The 19,478-nt window shown below is 59.1% G+C and carries 15 protein-coding genes and 1 pseudogene; 2 read left to right on the top strand and 14 right to left on the bottom strand.

The genetic code is table 11. From position 1 onward, the window contains the following. Positions 1-274 precede the first annotated feature (274 nt). Complete coding sequence (locus E4Q08_RS07230; protein WP_034911252.1) at positions 275-2,143, top strand: asparagine synthase-related protein; 1,869 nt, start codon at positions 275-277, stop codon at positions 2,141-2,143. Here E4Q08_RS07230 and E4Q08_RS07225 read toward each other — a convergent pair. The 12 genes and pseudogenes from E4Q08_RS07225 to E4Q08_RS07175 form a co-directional block, all read right to left on the bottom strand. After that, a complete protein-coding gene (locus tag E4Q08_RS07225; protein ID WP_372703552.1) occupies positions 2,110-3,498 on the bottom strand; it encodes a phenylacetate--CoA ligase family protein in 1,389 nt (462 codons plus the stop codon). The genes E4Q08_RS07230 and E4Q08_RS07225 overlap by 34 nt on opposite strands. A gap of 39 nt (positions 3,499-3,537) precedes the next feature. Beyond that, positions 3,538-4,113 carry a glycosyltransferase gene (locus E4Q08_RS25675; RefSeq protein ID WP_308240082.1) on the bottom strand — a complete coding sequence of 192 codons (576 nt, stop codon included), beginning with the start codon at positions 4,111-4,113 and terminating at the stop codon, positions 3,538-3,540. After that, a complete protein-coding gene (locus tag E4Q08_RS25670; RefSeq protein ID WP_308240081.1) occupies positions 4,091-4,744 on the bottom strand; it encodes a hypothetical protein in 654 nt (217 codons plus the stop codon). The genes E4Q08_RS25675 and E4Q08_RS25670 overlap by 23 nt, the downstream gene beginning before the upstream one ends. 97 nt (positions 4,745-4,841) lie before the next feature. Then, positions 4,842-6,045 (bottom strand): annotated as a pseudogene (locus E4Q08_RS07215) (TIGR04063 family PEP-CTERM/XrtA system glycosyltransferase). A 2-nt stretch (positions 6,046-6,047) separates the two neighbouring features. Beyond that, positions 6,048-7,988, bottom strand: a complete 1,941-nt coding sequence (locus E4Q08_RS07210) for an XrtA/PEP-CTERM system amidotransferase (RefSeq protein ID WP_169069865.1) — start codon at positions 7,986-7,988, stop codon at positions 6,048-6,050. A gap of 141 nt (positions 7,989-8,129) precedes the next feature. Beyond that, a complete protein-coding gene (locus E4Q08_RS07205) occupies positions 8,130-9,278 on the bottom strand; it encodes a TIGR03088 family PEP-CTERM/XrtA system glycosyltransferase (protein WP_034909812.1) in 1,149 nt (382 codons plus the stop codon). Between the two features lie 73 nt (positions 9,279-9,351). Beyond that, on the bottom strand, positions 9,352-10,896 hold the full coding sequence (gene xrtA, locus E4Q08_RS07200; protein ID WP_211203339.1) for an exosortase A: 1,545 nt from the start codon (positions 10,894-10,896) through the stop codon (positions 9,352-9,354). Positions 10,897-10,983: 87 nt separating this feature from the next. Beyond that, entirely contained in the window at positions 10,984-12,069 is a 1,086-nt protein-coding gene (locus tag E4Q08_RS07195; RefSeq protein ID WP_169069864.1) for a FemAB family XrtA/PEP-CTERM system-associated protein, read from the bottom strand. Next, positions 12,066-12,932: an XrtA system polysaccharide deacetylase gene (locus E4Q08_RS07190; protein WP_169069872.1), complete on the bottom strand. Its 867-nt coding sequence runs from the start codon at positions 12,930-12,932 to the stop codon at positions 12,066-12,068. The genes E4Q08_RS07195 and E4Q08_RS07190 overlap by 4 nt, the downstream gene beginning before the upstream one ends. A gap of 19 nt (positions 12,933-12,951) precedes the next feature. Beyond that, positions 12,952-14,097 carry a non-hydrolyzing UDP-N-acetylglucosamine 2-epimerase gene (gene wecB / locus E4Q08_RS07185; protein WP_169069871.1) on the bottom strand — a complete coding sequence of 382 codons (1,146 nt, stop codon included), beginning with the start codon at positions 14,095-14,097 and terminating at the stop codon, positions 12,952-12,954. 36 nt (positions 14,098-14,133) lie between these two features. Then, positions 14,134-15,222 (bottom strand): XrtA/PEP-CTERM system-associated ATPase, encoded by a 1,089-nt coding sequence (locus E4Q08_RS07180; RefSeq protein WP_169069863.1) that lies wholly within the window; start codon positions 15,220-15,222, stop codon positions 14,134-14,136. A gap of 9 nt (positions 15,223-15,231) precedes the next feature. Continuing rightward, on the bottom strand, positions 15,232-16,680 hold the full coding sequence (locus E4Q08_RS07175; protein WP_248594754.1) for a TIGR03016 family PEP-CTERM system-associated outer membrane protein: 1,449 nt from the start codon (positions 16,678-16,680) through the stop codon (positions 15,232-15,234). Between E4Q08_RS07175 and E4Q08_RS24505 the strand changes: the two genes are divergently transcribed. Beyond that, positions 16,622-16,810 (top strand): hypothetical protein, encoded by a 189-nt coding sequence (locus tag E4Q08_RS24505; RefSeq protein WP_248594756.1) that lies wholly within the window; start codon positions 16,622-16,624, stop codon positions 16,808-16,810. The genes E4Q08_RS07175 and E4Q08_RS24505 overlap by 59 nt on opposite strands. A 64-nt stretch (positions 16,811-16,874) precedes the next feature. On the opposite strand, the gene E4Q08_RS07170 is transcribed toward E4Q08_RS24505, so the two are convergent. Continuing rightward, entirely contained in the window at positions 16,875-17,825 is a 951-nt protein-coding gene (locus E4Q08_RS07170; RefSeq protein ID WP_034908994.1) for an XrtA-associated tyrosine autokinase, read from the bottom strand. Positions 17,826-17,834: 9 nt separating this feature from the next. Further along, the gene (locus E4Q08_RS07165) at positions 17,835-19,394 is read right to left on the bottom strand and encodes an XrtA system polysaccharide chain length determinant (RefSeq protein WP_169069861.1); all 1,560 of its coding nucleotides are present in this window, start codon (positions 19,392-19,394) and stop codon (positions 17,835-17,837) included. Positions 19,395-19,478: the final 84 nt, after the last annotated feature.

The following is a 19,478-nucleotide window of genomic DNA, read 5'->3' as shown; positions in this document are numbered from 1 at the left end:
ATTTGTCCAGGGAAATGGGTACCGACGTCAGTNGTCGGTTTGCAAACCGTGTTGACGGTAGCCTGTATTTCGGGCTTGGGACCAGGACTACTCATTCCCAATAATCCCGTGTTACGCAAAGAGGCGCCAAGTCGCTTGGCCGCCACACGGTGACTGCGCTTCCGACCCCTTTGGCGCGTGCTGATCAGGTCTTCAACAACGCCACCGAACTGCAGCTGCAACTTTGGGTGAGTGCCTGATTGCACAAATATTAACAGGATAAGGCAGGTACTGAATGGCGAAGATTTGCGGCTTCATCAGCGATGACGTTCGACCCGAGGCGGTGGATGTGACGCTGCAGGCCATGCTGGGAACGATGAAACACGATGATCGGGAACATCGGGAGTTCTGTTTCCCGTTTGCGGGTGGCGGACTGGCCATACTGCAGAGCAATGTCCTGGGAATATCCAACCTCGCCTGGACCACGGACCGAGCTCGGTGTGTAGCATTGTCCGGGCAGATCGTCGATCATGACCGCGGCGACGGAGAACTCGGCGTCCGCCGTGGGGACGGCACGGGGAGACCGGACTCCGAATTCCTTCTTGCCGCCCTCGAAAAGCATGGCCTCGACGCGTTGCCAGGCTTGAAGGGAGAGTTCGCCGCAGCCTACTATGATGGCCCGGGCAGATCCTTGACCATCGCCACGGACGCACAGGGATTCTACCCTCTTTACTATTACGCCGGCAGGGGGGGCTTATGGTTCGCCTCCGAGGTCAAGGCGATCCTCCAGGTGATCGAGCCATGGGAGCAGGGGCAGGACTGGGAGGCTTGGGCCGACTTTTTCTACATCGGTCACATGATGGGCCAGAGGACGCTAGTCAGGGGCATCTCCATGCTGGACTCAGGGCAATGGGTACGCTTCCGGCAGGGAGCGGTCACGAGTCAGAAATACCACGACTTTACCCAGGTCGGGTTGATCGATCCCACCGAGGTCTCTACGGAAAAGATCGCGTCTCTATTCACCCAGGCCGTCGCCAGGCGTGTGCGGAAAGGCATCCCCAATACGGTATTGCTTAGCGGCGGCTTCGACTCCCGATTCACTCTCGGCGCCCTGGCCTCGCTGGGCGCGGAGATTCGGGCGGTCTCGATGGCCCATGATGACGAACATCGGGGCCTCGATGGAGCACTTGCACAACGAGCCGCGGCATTACTGGGGATCGAATGCGAACTGCGACCGAGCCGAAGTGGCTATTACGCGTCCGGTGATTGGCTGAATGTCTACCACATCCTGGACGGCATGGTGCCAAACCGCAACTTGTTCATTTCGCAAGTATACCCGGAGCTGCGAACGGACATGGGGATGGTTTGGGACAGCCTCGCCTTGGACCTCAGTTTCGGGGGATACCACGGTTACTCCACCAATGATGAGGTAAACCTTTCTCGCTTCATCGCCGAAGCGTCTACGCAAAGAGACATCCTGAAAAGTGTCTTGCAACCAGAAATATTCGCTGCGCTGGACGCGAGATTTGAGGAAAGGATTAGGGCGGAGTTCGAAAAGATTCCGGAATCCGAAAGCAGGTTCATCCTGTTCCTGCTTCAGAACCGGGTCCGAAGACGAACCGCGGTCAATCCCTACCAGGCTTACGCGAGCCAGGTCGAGGCGGTCACCCCGACGGTCGATGCCGACTTCCTGGGCTACCTGCTTTCGATTCCAAACGGAATGAAGCTGGGGCACAAGCTGTACATTCAAACCCTAAAGGAACATTTTCCGAAGCTGCTGAAAACCCCGGTGTGCAGCGCCGGTGAAATTTTCTTCGCCATGAGCGATCCGGGCCTGATTGCCAGGCATTTCGACTGGAAGTTCCTGGCCAAGACGCAACTCGCGAAATACCCGGTTGCGTACCGCTTCGCCCGGAAATTCCAGACCGATAATTCGCCCCTCTCGGAAAACGACCTCGTGACCCAGAAAGCCCTCAAGGACGCCGATTTCGACCGGCCGTTCTACCGCTCGGCCGCGCTGCGGGAAGCCTTCGCAAAGTATTGCCAAGGCGCAACCGAACACCGGCGGCTGTTTCTGTCGGTGTACTATCTCGAACTGTGGCACCGCATGTTCTTCGACCGGAACTCAAGTCAATTGGATGTGGCGCCGACCCGTCCGGCCTGATGCTGGCTGACCTTGCTTACCACGTAGCGATACTTGCCGCTCGGCTCGGCTGCGATCGCGTCCAGATATTCGATGTCCAGTTGTACCCCCTCGCCAAGCCTTGCACGAAAAGCGGCTCGGATCGTCGACTCGCTCGCTTGCTGCCGGAAACTGGTATCAGTGACCAGTTGCAGACGACAGTGCAACAGCGTTTCCTGGATCACCTTGAAGCCGTTCACCCCGGGCATGTCCCGCAACACCATGGCAATTGCGATGGCGAGCACTATCGAGCCGTCTGCAGCCAGCAGTACATCATTGGTGCGGCCATGTACTTCTTTCAGTAAGGGCAGGCCACGGCCACAGGCGCATTGTCCTTCTTCGAGCACCGCCACATCGCCGTTCCTGTAGCGGACGAACGGGAAACCGGTGCTGTACAGATGTGTCACCACCACTTCGCCCGGCACACCCGGCGGCGAAGACTGTCCATGCTCATCGACAACTTCGACGATGATGTCTTCGGCTGTGATATGCATTCCTCCCTGCGGGCAGGCATGGGCGATGAAACCTGAATCGCGGCCACCATAGCCATTCGCAACCGGACAGCCGAAGACTCGCTGTAGCACGTCGGCCTGCTGTGGATACAAGCGCTCAGCGGTGCAAAATGCCACCTTGATGCCAAGATCACTCAGGCGGATTCCTTGCTGCTCGGCACGCTGAGCGATCAGGGTCATCGACGAAGGGTATCCGAACAGCATTGTTGGTCGAAAGCTCCGAATGTCCGCGATAAAGCGATCCATATCGGCTTGCGACATCGCAGACGAGGGCAGCAGCTTGCTGCGCAACAGCCGATCACGCAACTGTTTCAAGCGATCCTGCCTGGTCAATTCGATCGGGCTGGACCAGATTACCATCTCCCGGTCGCCGATATCGACATCCCACCAGCGGGTGGCACGCCATTTGGCGGCAACGTCGTGGCTAACGCGAGTCTTGCTGATATTGAAGCGTAAAGGATCGCCAGTCGATCCCGTAGTGGAAAACAGCCTGACCGGCTCCGGCAAGCGGGAACGCAAGCGGTCGAATTCGCTGCGGATGATGTCCTTGGTGAGCAGCGGCAAACGTCCCAGATCGCTGATGGCACGGATATTTTTTGGATCGAAATCGAGCGAGCGAAACAGGTCGTGATAGTACGGCACATGCAACGCGCATTGTGTGAGGAATTCGCGTAGCCTGGCCAGTTGCAGGGCGAGAATTTCCTCTGGCTTGAGCCACTGGCTGCGCTCCAGATCACGTTTTACTGTCAGCGTGGAGTGTTTCTTCAATTTCTCGTGCAGCGGGAACAGCAGGTTTGCGGCAAACGATGTGTAAATCCCCATCAACCCTCCATGACCATCAATAACGAGAGCCAGCGGCGTGCATCAGCCAACGGGTGCCAAGCCTTGGCGAAGCTTGGCGTCCAGGTAAGCATCGATACCGGAGAGGTGGGCCTTCCAGCTATAGCGCGCCAATACCTGCTGGCGAGCGGCAAGGCCGATTGCGGCAGCGCGCTCGGGCTCCCGCAACAGTCGTTCAATCTGTGAGAGATACTCGGGAACACTTCCCGCCGTCAGGAAATCTCGCTCGGGAATGGCATCGACTGCGACCGAGCACTCTTGCGAAGCAACAACGGGCAAACCCATGGCCATCGCTTCAAGGACTTTGTTCTGGATCCCGCGTGCCAACCGGAGGGGGGCGACGACGACGGCAGCGTGCCGCAGATAGGGGCGGACATCAGGGACGGTCCCGGTGACCACGATTTGTCTCCTCGCCAGCGCCTGAACCGCAGGAGTTGGGCTGCGTCCGACGATATAGAAGCGCAAGCTGGGCCAGTTCTGCTCCAACTGAGGCAACATTTCCGTCGCGAACCAGGTCACTGCATCAATGTTCGGCCAATAGTCCATGGCGCCGGTAAACACTACTGGCAGATCTTCCTCACGGTACGGTGAAGGAAACACGTGCTCTGGCGAGAAAAAAGTCCGCATCTACACCGTTACACATGGCTTCGACCCTGTCCGCGCACTCGGGAGCCAGGCGACAGAACAAATCAGACTCGTTGTCGGTGACGAAAAATGATCGCTCTGCCTGCATCGCCACAGAACGTTCAAAAGCCAACAGGTGCTTGCCTTCCCGCCGGTAGAGCCAGGACATCGGCCAACGGTGCTTGGAGGCATATTGCGTCCACTTGGCCGAGTCGACGTCGACAAAATCGATCAGTTTGCGCAAATGGGGAGAGCCCTGGACATAGCTCGCCATAACCGAAGAAAAGATGACTGTCGTATCGATCTCCTGTTCTCGCAGCGTGCGATCAACCCACGCCTGCAGAGCAGCATTGCGATAATAGGGAAGCGTCAGCGCCTGTTGAGTAAGCAGGCCCCTGAGGCTTGCGAGCCTGGCAATGCTCGGCACCAGACGGGCAACGTGCAGGTCGACGCAATACCGAGACAAGGCACTGATATGAACCTCGTCCTGCGGGTCGTCGATAAAGGTGCCCAAAAAAAACGCGGTGTCGAGCCGCCAAATGCTTGAGCAAGTGATAGGAGCGAACCTTGTCGCCCTTGTTGGGAGGATAAGGGAGCCGGTGTACAAGATAGAGGAGATTGGCCATGTGATCGCTCAAACCGGGTTATGCAAAGATGCAACTATCTGGGCCGACGCGAGGTGGCGTCTCGATGGCGACTCGGAATCAGGACAGACTTCGGTCATACCTGGCCAGCGCCCGACGGTAAGCGTCCCGATAGCGTGCAACACTGTTCACCCAGGTGCGCTCGACCTCGACAAAGCGGCGCGCCTGCGCACGAATCTGCGACCAGGACGCCCGCCGCGCCATGATGTCCTCGATTGCCGCTTCAAGCGCAGCGACATCCCCTGCACGGAACAGAAAGCCCGTTTCACCGTGACTGATCAACTCGCGATGTCCGCCGACATCGGAAGCAACGAAGATTCGTCCCTGCGCCATTGCCTCGAGTGGCTTCAGCGGGGTGACCAGTTCGGTAAGCCGCATCGGCAAGCGCGGAAAGGCCAGCACGTCGATCAATTCGTAGTAGCGTTGCACCTCGGTGTGCGGAACACGGCCGGTGAAAATGACATGACCCGGCATACCTGCAGCCGCCACCTGCTCCTTCAGCTTGCTCTCCTGCGGGCCACCACCGACCAGCAGCACGCGCAACTGCGGATGCCGTGGCAGCATCCGTCGTACCGCCTCAACCAGCAAATCAAGGCCTTCATAGCCATAGAAGGAGCCAACGAAGCCCAGGACGGTCGTGCCATCCAGCCCCATCGAGCGGCGAAGCTCAGAATCCGCCTCGACGCCAAACCGGAACAGGTCAACGTCCACGGCGTTCGGGATTACCGTGATACTTTCCGGTGACAGGCCTCGCAGCACCATATCGCCACGCAGACCCTCACAAATTGTCGTCACATGGTCAGCATGGCGAATCGCGAAGGTCTCCATCGCCCGTGAGGCACGATAGCGCAAGCTACCTTCAATGGTTGTGCCATGATCGACCGCAGCATCCTCCCAGAAAGCTCGCACTTCATAGACCACCGGCAAACGGTGGCGTCGCCCGACCCACAGACTTGGCAAGGCATTGAGAACCGGCGAATGGGCATGAATGATGTCCGGTTGTGTGGCCCGAATCAGTTGCTGCAGGCGAGCTGCAGTCAGTCGCATCTGGGCAAGCAAGCCGGAGCCATCGGCATTTGCAGTGCGATGGAAAAGCCAACCATCGACTTCCTCCTGCAACAATGTCCCCGACCCCTGTTTGGGTGTCGTCAGATGAACCGTTTGCCAACCCTGCGCGCGCTGCCGCGCGCAGGATGGCCAGCGTGCGGAAAGTATAGCCGCTATGCAGCGGCAAGGAGTGATCGAGGACATGCAGAATTCGCATGCTCATCCCCGTACCTGCGGCTCGGTGGCACCGAGTACTGAGTCCGCCGAGGTGTCGAGCACATTACGCAGGAATGCTTCGAACATCAGCACGGTCCACAAGGGCGAACTGTAGTCGCTCGCTCCCGACTGATGGGCATCGACCAGGTGCTGCAGATAATCCGGATTGAACCAGCCGGTCGCCGCCAGGCGCGGGCCAAGCACGGCTTGGCGAACGCGCTCCCTGAGAGGACCGCGAAACCAGCGGGCCAGCGGCACGGCAAAGCCCATTTTCGGGCGGTACAGGATGTCCTGTGGCAAGCGTGGCTCCATCGCTTTTTTTAGCAGGAATTTGCCTTCCTGGCCGCGCACCTTGAGCGATGAGGGCAGCGTCGCCATCCATTCGACCAGTTCGTGATCCATCAGCGGCTCACGCACTTCGAGCGAGTGTGCCATGCTGGCACGGTCAACCTTGGTATTGATGTCACCCACCAGATAGGTCTTGAGATCGAGGTACTGGATCATGGCCAGAGGATCGTCGGTGTCCGCCCGCCCCGCATGGTAGCGAAAAACGTCCTCGGCGCTGTAGCCGTCGATTTCTTTGCGGAAACGATCGGTAAAAAGCTCGCGGCGCATCGGGCCACGCAGGATCGAAACGGAATGGAAGTAGGCTTCCACCGCAGTTCGCCCCATGCCTTGAAACGTCGTCTTGGCGCGGAACATGCGCGGCGCCCAGTCTGCTTTCGGGTAGACACGGCCGAGCAGACCAAACAGCGGTCGGCGCACGCTATGCGGCATTGCCGAGCGCAGGCGCTCTTCCATGAGGTGTAGACGATAGCGGCGATACCCCCCGAAAGTCTCATCGCCCCCATCGCCCGAGAGGGCCACCGTCACATGTTTCCGTGCCAGTTGGCAGACCCGGTAGGTCGGGATCGACGAGCTGTCGGCATAGGGTTCGTCGTAGAGTCTGGCCAAGGTGTCGATCAGATCGAAGTCGTCGCTGGCGACCATTTCGCTGTGATGGTTGGTTCGATAACGGTTGGCAACCGTTTGAGCAAACGCGGCTTCGTTAAACGCCGGGTCATCAAAGGCGATCGAACAGGTATTGACCGGCTCGGCCGAGAGCCCGGCCATCAGCGCGACGACTGCACTCGAGTCGACACCACCGGAAAGGAAGGCGCCGAGCGGCACTTCCGAGATCATGCGCAGGCGAATCGACTCGCTGAGTTTCTCGTCGAGTTGTGCGCAGGCATCCGCTATCGAACACTGGTTGTCGAGACGGAAACGCAGATCCCAGTATTCTTTGGGCTGTGCAACCGGCAGGCCGCGGCGTAGCGTCAGCGTATGACCTGGCGGCAGCTTTCTGGCCTGCCGGATGATGGTTCTCGGCTCGGCCACGTAACCGAGCGCGAAGTATTCTTCGACTGCCAGCGGATCGATGTCGCGAGCCAGGCCGCCATGGGCCAGCAGGGACTTGAGTTCTGAGCCAAAAAGCAGGATCCCGTCCGGCAGCAGCGCATAGTAGAGAGGCTTGACCGCAAGCCGGTCGCGTGCCAGGAACAGCGTTTCGCGGTTGCGATCCCAGAGGGCGAAGGCAAACATGCCGCGAAAACGTTGAACGCAATCCTCGCCCCAGGCTTCCCAGGCGTGCACGATGACCTCGGTATCGCTACGGGTGTGGAAAACATGTCCGAGTGCCAGCAATTCGGGGATCAGTTCCTGGTAGTTGTAGATCTCCCCGTTGAACACCACGCAAACGCTCTGGTCTTCGTTGTAGAGCGGCTGCTGACCAGTCGACAGGTCGATGATCGAGAGCCGCCGGTGCCCCAGGCCAAGGCCTGGTTCGACATGCAAAGCACCCTCATCCGGGCCACGATGGTGCTGCGACTCGTTCATCCGCATGAGCACGGCGCGATCGATGTCACGCCTGCCCCGAGTATCGAAAATTCCGGTTATGCCGCACATGGTTTGTCTATGTATTCTCGTAGTCAGTGAAAATCTGCTGCTGGCGCAGGCGCATTGTCGAAACGGATGCCAGGCAGGGGGTGGACACGGCATCCGCTGGCGCCGATGGACGATGCACCGCCGCGCATTGCCGGAACCAGGCTAGCGTTGATCACAGAATTCCTCGTATACCGCCTGGTAACCCGCCAGCATTGTCGGCAGGCTGAAACGTCTGACCGCCATCGCGCGCGCATTGCTTCCTTGTGCAGACAGCATCGCTGGCTCAGCAAGATAGCGGCTCAACAAGCGTGTCAAGGCATCGACGTCACCCGGCACAAACAGTTGGCCGTTGACGCCATCTTCGACGAGTTCAAGATTGCCACCGGTAGCTGTCGCGACGAGTGGCAGACCACTGGCCATCGCTTCCAGGAGGGTATTCGAGATGCCCTCCGCCAACGAGGGCAGGACAAAGAGGTCGAAGGTACGCAGCATCTCGGCAACGTTGCTGACACTTCCCGGAAACCAGGTCAGCGCTGAAACGCCCAGGGAATCGGCGAGGCGAATCAGGTTTTCACGCAATGGGCCATCGCCCACGATCACCAGCCTTGCCCTTGACCCGGTCTGAGCACCGTCTCTGACCAGCTTGGCAAATGCCCGCAACAGGGTTTCCTGATCCTTGACTGCCTGTATCCGGCCGACGGTGCCAATCACCATGGCATCCGGACCGGCAAATCTCTCCGGAAGAAACTGCCGTGAACGAAGTGATGAGGGGCAGAAATGCTCCGTGTCGACGCCGTTGATGATCTGGGTCACGCGTTCAGAGGCAATGCGCACGCGCTGCACCAGATAGTTCCTGAGATCACTGGATACCGTGATGTAGCGGTCGATCAACGGCGAGTGCATCCGGCGCAGCAAGACTGGCTTGATTCTTTCCCCATTCAGATCTCTCACATCCCAACCGTGCTCACCATGAATACAGTGCCGAACACCAGCCAGTCTCGCCGGTAACAAGGCATCGAGCCCGGACTGGTTGCGCGAATGAACGATCGTTGGCCGGAGCTGGCGACACAGGTGAAAGATCCCTTGCCTGAGCCGCCAGACCCCGATACGCGAACGGTGCAGGGCAATCACCGGGGTATCGGAGCGGGTCACTCGCAGGCGAAAGTCCGAAAAATCTTCGACACATGCCACCGCGTGACGAAAACGGGATTCCGGCAGATGGTTGATCAGGTTCACCAAGCCATTCTCCAGACCACCCGTGCGCAGGTGATGGATGACATGCAGAATCAGCGGTCTGGTCTCCTGTTTCATGCACGTTCCACACATTCTGGCGGCAAGGCAGAGCGCTCCCGGAATGTCCCGAAGTGCCGGACACACATGTTCATCAGCGGGCTTCCCTGGTCTGTCGCAACGTGCTCTCGATGATCGACCCTGCCGCACCCGCAAAAGCCTCGAGCGTGGCATCCGCCTCGCCAGCCTGATGCTGAAGTGCGTAAATGATGATCACCGCCGAATCGTCGCCCTTGCCGGTCAGCCGCGACAACGCCGTATACACTTTGGCCAAAACGTCGCTCGCAGTCCAGTGGCCGTTAATCCAATACCACTGCCAGACCACCATGCGTGCGTTTCCGGACGAACGCAACTGGGCAGTACGAACCGTGAGTGCCTGCTGGTTGAACATGATCTCTCTCTTTCCACTGCCCACTCTTGCCCATAGGGGATCCACACTGGCCACCAGGACGTTCGTCGAACTGACCAGTTTGCGCTGCTGGTCCTGGTTGCGGTAGTAGCCGAGAAAAAGTCCTGCCACACGGCCGCCGTTCTCAAAGGTCGATTGCGTACTCGCCGAGTAGTTCTCGAACCTGGGCCGCCAGTCGGGCAAGCCTTGTGGGGCATTCTGCCAACCGGCGATCGGCCCGAGCGGGGAAAGCTGGCTGAGCGGGGGAGCCGTGTCGCGATCGATCTGCCATTGCGCGAGCGGCCAGACCGCGGCCACCAGCACGGTTGCGACAGCGGCCAGCCGCACCGCGGAATCCGTACCCGCAGCGGCCACTGCCAAGGGTTTTGCCGATCCTGACGGCAGATCATCTTCGCGCCAGCGCGCACCGATCCAGAACATGGCCATGATCACGAAGCCAAAAAATACCCAGCCATAAATCAAATGGTCGACGCCGACAGCCAAGGTATTATCCGACAGATGGCCGATCATCACGATCATGTAGGCACGCCCCCAGTTGGCAACGATCGGCACCAGGAAGGAGATACCGACAAAGAGTAGTCGCCGTTTCAGGGAGTGATACGTCAGATAGGCAAACAGGGTCCCCACGGTGACCGAAGCGATGAGGTAGCGAACACCACTGCAAGCCTCGACGACCGACCAACTGCCCGAGGGAATCACCAGGTTCTGGCCTTCGCTGTATACCGGTATACCGGTGAGGCGCAAGCCGAGTACCGTAAACTTGGCCGTCCATTCCATCAGTTTCGGCTGGGTAAAGTCGCCGAAAGGTACGGCAAAGAACAGGAACAACAGTGGAAATGCGATGCTGCGTGCGACCACCGGGCCGAGTACTGCCAATACGGCGAAAACCAGCATGAAGACCAGTGCAAACTGGGGAACCACATTGACCGTTGCCACCTCGCCCAGCAGCCAGGCAAAGCCGGCAGTTGCCAACAGGAGAACGGCCGGATAGCAGTGCCTGGGAGCCAGCACGGCAATTCTCTCGCGTATTCGCCAGATCAGCCACAAGGTAATCGGCGGCACGATGAAGCCGTGGGCATAGGTGCCGCTACGCACCCAGATGTCTACCATCGAGAGCGCAGTTTCCCGAAAAATTGCCAGAATCGCGGCCAGGGTCAGGACCACTGCGGGAAGCGCCACTCGCCAGCCCGGGTGAGGGAGCAAGGACGTCGGGCTGGGGGTTTGGTTCATGAACTTGCTTTCCACAGGCACGGAGGTACGGTCATCAGCGATCGGTTCCAGAGGATCGGCGCAGACAGGAATGGCCATCGAGCACACTCAACCCAGGTTACGGACAATGAACGGCCCCAGCCAGTTGGCAAGGCCGATCGGCAGCCGCCGCCAGGCGTCGATCAGGAGCCGGTATTTGACATTCGACGGATTATTCTGCGGGATGGCATCGCGCCCATACAGGCAATATTCGTAAGCCAGCGGCTGCGGCTCGAAGCCCCAGTTCTTCTTGAAGGAAAAGGAACCCGTGCCCTGCTTGCTGCGACCATAGTCGAAAACCTTCAGCCCACGCTCGCAGGAACGGCGCATCAACTCCCAGTACTTGAAATCGTTGGCCGCGAGCTCGCGAGCGGCCAAGGCGTCACCGGCGTAATAGGGCAGCACCTCGTCGCGAAAATAAAAGCTCAGCACGCTGCTCAGCGAACACCCCGTGCCGTCCACGACGGTCAGCACTTCGCAATCGGCAGCGAACACCTGCTGCAGCGCTTCGAAATAACGACGGGGCATTGCTGGCGTGCCATGACGGTGGACGTTGTCGGCGTAAAGCGCGAAAAACCGCCCAGGATCGGCGTCAATCTCGCTGCGCAAACCGTTCTTGATCCCCTTGCGCACCATCGCGCGTTGCTTGCGCGGGATGGCCAGCATGTTGGCATCGACCTCGGGAGCAATGGCCTTGCGGAAGCGGACGTAGAGATCCTGGCGTGGCCATTCCGGATGGCGCGGCTGAATGTTCCGCAGTTCCAGGTGCGCAACCCCAAGGTGTCTGGCGATCGCCTGTGCTTCCCATTCCAGCGCCTCGGCGGCTGCCGGACTGGTGACTGCCACCCCGCCATAGACCGCAAAGGGCAGGGAGACCAGTGAGTTTCCGAAGAGCAGGCTTTTCACCTGTGCCAGCGGCAGAACACCCTCGATGGCACCGGCACGCTCGGCGAAGAGAAAGTATGTGCGATGACCGAAGACCTCGTGCAGGATTCTCTGCCAACCGGACTTGTGGAAAAAGGTGGCCTCCGGACACGCCTCAACGAAGGCGTCCCAGCGTGCAAGCGCGGCCGGGTCGCCGGGGTTCAGGCGCTGGACGCCGAGTGGGGCTGCCAGTCCGGCAGAACGGGGAACTTTCTCGATGCCGGGGTTCATTGCTTCACCACCGGCTCCGCTAGCGGACTATCGAGAAACACCCGATCCACCCTCCCCCATTTGAAATCGGCGATCAATCGCTGCAGGCGCCCTTCGGTGTACTGCAGATTGACGTAGTGGCGAAAGCGCGTCTTGGCACTGATGCCGGTAATGCGCGGCTGCCCGGCATCGATTTCCCAGGGATGAAAATAAAAGATTGCCGGCTGACGATCGCGCTGGTTGACCTGTTGCAGCAGCCAGCGCGACAGCGCATAAGGCAGCAGTCGGAAGTAGCCACCACCGCTGGCTGGCCAGTTGCGGTCAAAGAAGCGCGCGGTGGTCACCGGCAGTTCCAGCAGGCCGGCGCGTACCCGATGCGCGAAGCGCGGCGCATCCGGCATCCCGTAGTGATCATGGTGAATCGGGTAAATGCTCGAACTGTAGCGGTAACCGGCACGTTCGAGGCAGTCGAAAGCCCAGAGATTGCCTTCGCCAATCGAAAAACTCGGCGCCCGATAGCCCCTGACTTCCTGACCCGAGATATCTTCCAGCAGTTTCTTGGCCAGTTCGATGTCCGCAGAGAAAGTGGCTTCGGTCAGATCACTGACACGCTGGTGACCGTAGCCGTGACTGGCCAATTCATGGCCATCGTCGACAATGCGCCGAACGAGACGAGGATAGCGTTCGGCGATCCACCCCAGTGTGAAGAAGGTTGCCTTGGTCTGATTTGCTTCGAGCATCAGCAGGATCCTGTCGACATTCCGTTCGACCCGGCATTCACGTAGATCCCACTGCTCCCTGGGGATATAGGGAGCGAGCGCGGAGACCTGGAAGTAGTCTTCGACGTCGATGGTCAATCCATTGGTGATCGACTGGCCTGGCATCTCGCATGACTCGTCGATTCTAGCTGCTGCGCTGCGCATGATGAGCCATCAGCCAGGTAAAGAGATCAGCGGCGATTCGCTCTGCCGCGTGGCCGTCCCAGAACTCGGGCACACGACCGGTCTTGCCGGCGCCAGCAAGGATTTCGTCGACACCGCAGCGGATCGCGCGCGGTTCACAACCGACGAGGGTATTGGTTCCTTGTACGACGGTGATCGGGCGTTCGGTATTTTCCCGTATCGTCAGGCAAGGCACCCCAAGAGCAGTGGTTTCCTCCTGCAAACCTCCGGAATCGGAGAGTACGAGTTTCGCACCCGCCAGCAGGCCGAGCATCTCCAGGTAACCCTGCGGCGGCAAGAGGACGATACGATTGCTGGCGAGCAGTTCGCCCAGAGCGAAGCGATCGATGTTGGCGCGCGTCCTTGGATGCAGGGCAAAGACCAACGGCACCTTGTCGGAAACTTCGCGCAACACGGTCAGCAAGGGCGCCAAGGTTTCCTCACGATCCACGTTTGACGGGCGATGCAGGGTGACTACACCATAACCGCGCGGATCGTCGACCACAGCAGGATCGAAACCGGCCATCTGCAGGGTCTTCGCTGCGGGGCAGGCGAACTCGCGATTCGACAGCAGCGAGTCGATCATCACGTTGCCAACGAAACACACACGTTCCTCGGCAACCCCTTCGCGTGCCAGGTTGGCGTGCGCGCTGCGCTCGGTGGTGTATAGGCGGTCGGCGATCTGATCGGTCAGAACACGGTTGATTTCCTCCGGCATCCCCCGATCGTAGCTGCGCAGCCCGGCCTCGACATGCACCACCGGCACCGCCTTCTTGGCACAGACCAGGGTACAGGCAAGGGTCGAATTCACATCACCGACGACCAGCACACAGGATGGCTGCTGCGCATCGAGCACTGGTTCGAAACGTCGCATCACTTCCGCGGTCTGCAGGGCGTGGGTTCCAGACCCCACCTCGAGGTTGATGTCAGGATGCGGCAGACGCAGGTCGACGAACAGGCGATCGTTCATGTCCCTGTCGTAATGCTGGCCGGTATGAACGAGCAGCGTCGGCAGCGCCGGACGGTGGGCAGAAAAAGCGCGCAGAATCGGTGCCATCTTCATGAAATTCGGGCGTGCACCGACGACGCAGATCACCGGACCCAGCATAGCGGGCCATGCCTCATTAGCCAAGATGACTCCCTTTCAAGGTTTTGCCCGGGCAGCATCAACCAGTTGCTGGAGCAAGGAAAGAAGTGCTGCATTGTTGCGTTCGAGACGGAACATGCTGCGCTCAATGCGTATCAGGCGCTGCTCGGCCTGCCCATTTTTCAGATCCGAAATCACGCGTGCCGCCTGATCTGCCGTGCTGGCATCCAGGGTCAGTCGCGACAGGTCGATGTCGGGAATGCTGTTGTCCGTCGCTTGCGGGCTGCTTGCCGCATGGCCGGCGTCGACCGGCAAGGGCAATGTCGAAGCCGATTGGGTCTCGTCCTTGATCTCTTTCGCGACTTCCTCGACATCAGCACGCGAGAATTCATTCTTGCCATTGAGAAAACCGGACAGTAGAAGACGGTCGCAATGCGCATTGATGCGTCGAGGCACACCCCCGCTGGCCTCGAACAGCGCCTCGAAAGCCCCCGCATCAAAACGTGGCGAGCCTTTCGATCCAGAACACCGGAGCCGGTGCTCGATATAGGCCTGGGTTTCCTCCTGATCCATCGGACCAATGTGACAGGCGGCAATCACGCGCTGACGCAATTGCTGCATCTGCGGGCTTTGCATGATCTTCCGGAACTCCGGCTGGCCGATCAGGAAACTCTGTAACAGGGCCTGCGTACCAAACTGGAAATTCGAAAGCATGCGCAGTTCTTCAACTGCCCGCGGCGTCAGGTTCTGTGCCTCATCGACAATCAGCAGGCAACGCTTCCCCTGACGAGTGACATCCACCAGAAAGGCCTCGAGGGCAAGCAGCATGTCGGACTTTCCCAGATTCCGGGTCCCGACGCCAAAAGCCCCGGCAACCATCCGCAAAATGTCTTCCGCGTCGAGTTGCGTACTGACCAGTTGAGCGGCCACCACCTTCTCGGCATCGAGGTCGTTGAGCAAGCCACGTACGATCGTCGTTTTACCCGCACCGACCTCGCCAGTAACGACGATGAAGCCTTCGTTCTGATTCAAGCCATACTCGAGGTAGGCCATCGCACGGCGGTGCTGTTTGCTGGCGAAATAGAATGCGGGGTCAGGATTCAGCTGGAAAGGCTTGCTGGTCAAACCGTAGAAGGACTCGTACATAAGGGAGGTTCAGAAATTGTAGGAAAGCGCGCCGGTCAGCGCGTTTTCCGTATAGCCGGATCCGAGCCCAGCGCCGGAGATTGCCCCACCATCGGAAATCACCCGTCGTGCGCCGATGTTCGCATGCGTCTTCGGCGAGATGGTGGTAGTGAACAGCAGATACGCCCCCTGCGTTCTGGTGTCAGACTGGTTGCTCCTCTGACTGATGCTGCGCTGCTGGTTGAGCGAGAGCGAGAGCGACGACAAGCCTGTCAACTGATGCCCCCAGACGATGCCAAATCCGCGTTGCGTGATCTGGTTCGACAGCGAAAATTCATCGGTCAGCCCGTTGACCAGACCCAGCGGCTGTTGCCTGGTTTCGTTTGCGTTCAAGGTCACGGTATTCCGGACGCCGAGCAAGGCAAAGGAGAGCTGTTGTGACTCCTGCAGGGTGGGGCGATTCGTCAGGTACCCATTGACCACCGTGCCGTCGGCCGGAACTCCTCTGCCCTGGAGAATCTGGGAGACCTGCGAGTTGATCGTTTCCGGCGAGGCGCCCGGATTATTGGCGGCGATGATCGCATAATAAGCATTGTAGTTGCTGCCCTGCCCGGTATTCCCGACACCTGCCGGCTGCGACGAAATATTCCTGCTGGCCGTGTAGGTGATCAATGAACGTGCCATCCGATGGCGGAAATTGACGTCGTAGCCATTCCCGAAAAAGCGCTTGCTGTTGGTCGCCGAGAGTTCGGTACGCGGGCCGGGCGTCCACACCAAGCCGAAACCGTGGGTGGTATGCGTCTCCTGGTTCAGACTGACGTAATTCTGCGACTCCTGCCCGCCAATAACGGTAAACCGAATCTGTGGATTGAAGCGATACGAGAGGCTGGCCTGATACTTGGTGTCCTCATAGTCCTTGAGCTGATAGTTGTTGGTCAAGCGATTTGCTTCAAGTGCCCAGCCAAGAGCAGACCAGCGAGTGGTGCCGTTGAGCTTGCCCGACCACTCGCTTGAAGTGGTGTCAGACACCAGACCTGACTGCGAGCTGGTGGTCGTCGCTCGGTAGCGCAGGAGATACTCGGTCGAAGAGAAAAATTTACCTTTGATATACGGAGAGATCGAGTAACTCGATGTTTCAGTCTGGTTGTTATTGACACTGGCATTGCTCGGGGAAACCGTTCCAAACGCCGAAATGTACTGCTGCGTGATGCTCCCGGTGGCGTCGATGAATAACCAGCCCTCCACTGCTTCCAGCATTCCAACCGCACTGAGCGCATTCTGATGGTTATTGGAAGCCGACTTCTGCCCAAGCAGCCGATCGGTGTTCGAATGGCTCGGCGTGTAGATTTGCTCGGTAAGCGTATAGCTCAGTCGCAGACTGGTGCGAGCACCCTTGCCATCGATCGAGATACCCGGCGAGATGGCGGTCACCAGATCGCTCTTCCTGTCGGTGGAAGTCAAAAATACATTGTCGGTCAGGGTTTCCGTTACCGCTATGGTCGGCGTGATCCGCCAATTCTCTGCATGTGCCGAAACGCCCATGCACAGCAATGAAAAACCAAGCAAGGATGCCGAGGCCTGGCAGCAGCGGCCAGAGCTTCGGTCGTGAAAGCGCCGGCCCATCGCTGAACGCCCCCCCCCCGCTTTCAGCACATGGCACGCACCCCGTCTGTTCAAGAGCCATCTGAACCATAGCCATAGCCATAACCGTAGCCGTAACCGTAGCCGTAACCATCCTGGGTGGCTGTGCGCGCCTGATTGAGCAGCATCAGCTTGACCGGGCAGGACTCGATGGCTGCCAAAGCGTGCTTGACGTCACTGCGAGCAGTACGCTCGGCTTTCACCACAACGACCACCTGCCCCATATGGCTCGCCAGCACCCTTGATTCGGTGGTCATCAGCAGCGGTGGCGAATCGAAAATGATGATCCGGTCCGGGTAGCGATTGGCCATTTCGTCGAGCAGGCCGATCATGGCTTCGCTGGCCAGGAGTTCGGTCGCACGCGGATGCTGCGTGCCACTCGGCAGGATACTCAGCTTATCCACGTTGGTTCTCATCAAGACCTGCGACAGTGCAATCGACTCATCCGTCAGCACGTCGAGCAGGCCCGGTGCCGGGGGCAAACCGAGCATCTTGAGCACGGAGGGCTTCGGTACATCCGCATCGACCAGCATGACCGTATTGTCCAATTCCATGGCGATGCTCATCGCCAGGTTGATCGCGGTAAAGGTCTTGCCCTCGCCGGAAATCGCACTGGTCACCATGATCAGGTTGCCCCGCTTGATCAGTGTGGCGCCCTTGCCCATGGCGTTGGCAATCAAGGGCCGCTTGATGACCCGATATTGATCTGCAATCTGGGATCGCGGTGCGTCCGGGCTGATCAGACCGGTGGCTGCAAGAGCATTCAGGTCAAGCTCGATCCGGCGAGACTGTGGCACACTCGCAGACACGGTGGTCGAGGAAGGAACGACCTGCGGCCGCGCCAGGGTCGACTGTGGCTGGGCGGCAACCGGGGCGCCCAAATCGGATGCTGGTGGCTCATGCGCAGCGATCGGCGCAGGTATCTCGACCCCTGCCTTACGCAACTGTTCCAGACGCTTCGCCGCTTGTTCAATGAGGCTCATCAGTTTTCCTCAGGCAGTACGGGCGGAAAGAAGGAAAAAAGCGAGAATCCCCGCTCCATAGACACCGAGGAGCGAGACACAGGCCGCAGCAAAGCGAAGCAAGTCCTTCCTTTCGCGGCTTTTCCTCCCCTCGTCAGCGACCAGGGAGACGGTTCCCAGGAGCGGCAGGCCGCATGCTTCCCTGAGAGAACGTGCCTCAAAAAATACTGGACGTAGCTGACTGGCCGCAAAAGTGACCGCCACTCCGGCAGCCAGTGCGAGGAGCAGTGTCAGCGGGAGAAACAGGGCGCGATTGGGAGCGACTGGTTTCGGAGACGCCCGCGGCGGATCGATCAGGCGGAAATCAACCCCGGCGACGTTGTCCATCTCGCTCCCGAGGGTGGCCGATTCACGCCTTTGCACCAGTTGTTCGTAATTCTTCTTGTTGATCTCGTAGTCGCGATTGAGCTGCGCAAACTCGGCTTCGATCTGGGGTACGAGAGTGACTGCAGACTTCAAACGATCGTAACGTGCCTGATACTCGGCAACCCGGGTCTGCAATGCAGCGACTCTCGCCTCGGTTTCAGACAGGGAAACTTTCAGTTGCTGATACACGGGATTGGTATTCACCGAAGAGTCCGGATTGGTAAGCGCCGTCTTGCGGCGAGCAACGATCTCCTGCTGCTTCTGCTCCTCCAGTTCCTTGATCAGGCGGCGGGTACTGACCACGTCCGGATGCTTCTCGGTGAAACGCTGCAGCATCGCGTCCTGATTGCGCTTGAGGACGTCTATACGACTGTCGATTTCTGGAATCGACACGCCAGCAATTGGTTCTTGCGAGGCTTCCGGCAGCAAAACCGGCTCCTCACCAAGGATCTGGCGTTTCAAGGCGTCGCGGGAATGTTCCGCCTCGCGCAATTCGAGGCGGCTCTGTTCGAGGAGGGCAGCAGCGGCACTCATACGACTGAAGTGATCCTTGCCCTCTGCACTCTCATTCCCCAGGTTACGCAGCTTGAATTGCTTCAGCCGCCCCTCGGCCTCCTCAAGTTTCTTCTCGTACGCTGCGATCTCTTTGTCCAGGAATTTGCGGGCCGATTCCGTATCCTTGCGCGAGTCGCCGAGATTGGACTCGACAAAGATCGATACCAGCGACTGCACCACACGCTTTGCCTGCTCCGGCTGGGTGTCTCGATAGTTGATCGTATAGATGTTGTCACGCGTCGTATTGTTGATCTTCAGCGACGCCATCAAGGCCTCTGCCAGCGCATCCCGCTCGCTTTTCGACTCGATCTTGAGGTCGAGATCCGCCATCCGGATCAATTTTTCCACATTCGGTCGGGTAATCAAGGTACGACTCAGCATCATGACCTGCTGATCCACGTTGGGCTGTGTCACCAGGCCGGTCATCAGCGGCCGGAGGATCGTTTGGGTATCGACATAAATACGTGCGGATGCCTCGTATTTGTCGGGAATGGCCAGAACCGCGGCAACACTGGCCGCGCCAACGACCCAGGCGACGATAATTCCCAGCCAGCGGCGCTGCCACATGCCACGCAGGATCGCGGTCGCTTGTCGAAGCAGTTCATCCATCGGATTCAGACTTTATCAGTAGCGGTTGATGGGGCACCCGTTGCATCACGCAACAGAAGGGAAGTCAGGTATTCCAGAGCAGGC

It is taken from the genome of Candidatus Accumulibacter contiguus (genome assembly GCF_012940005.1).
Taxonomy (GTDB): Bacteria; Pseudomonadota; Gammaproteobacteria; order Burkholderiales; family Rhodocyclaceae; genus Accumulibacter; species Accumulibacter contiguus.
The sequence above is the reverse complement of the archived record's forward strand: the minus strand, read 5'-3'. Positions and strand labels throughout refer to the sequence as shown.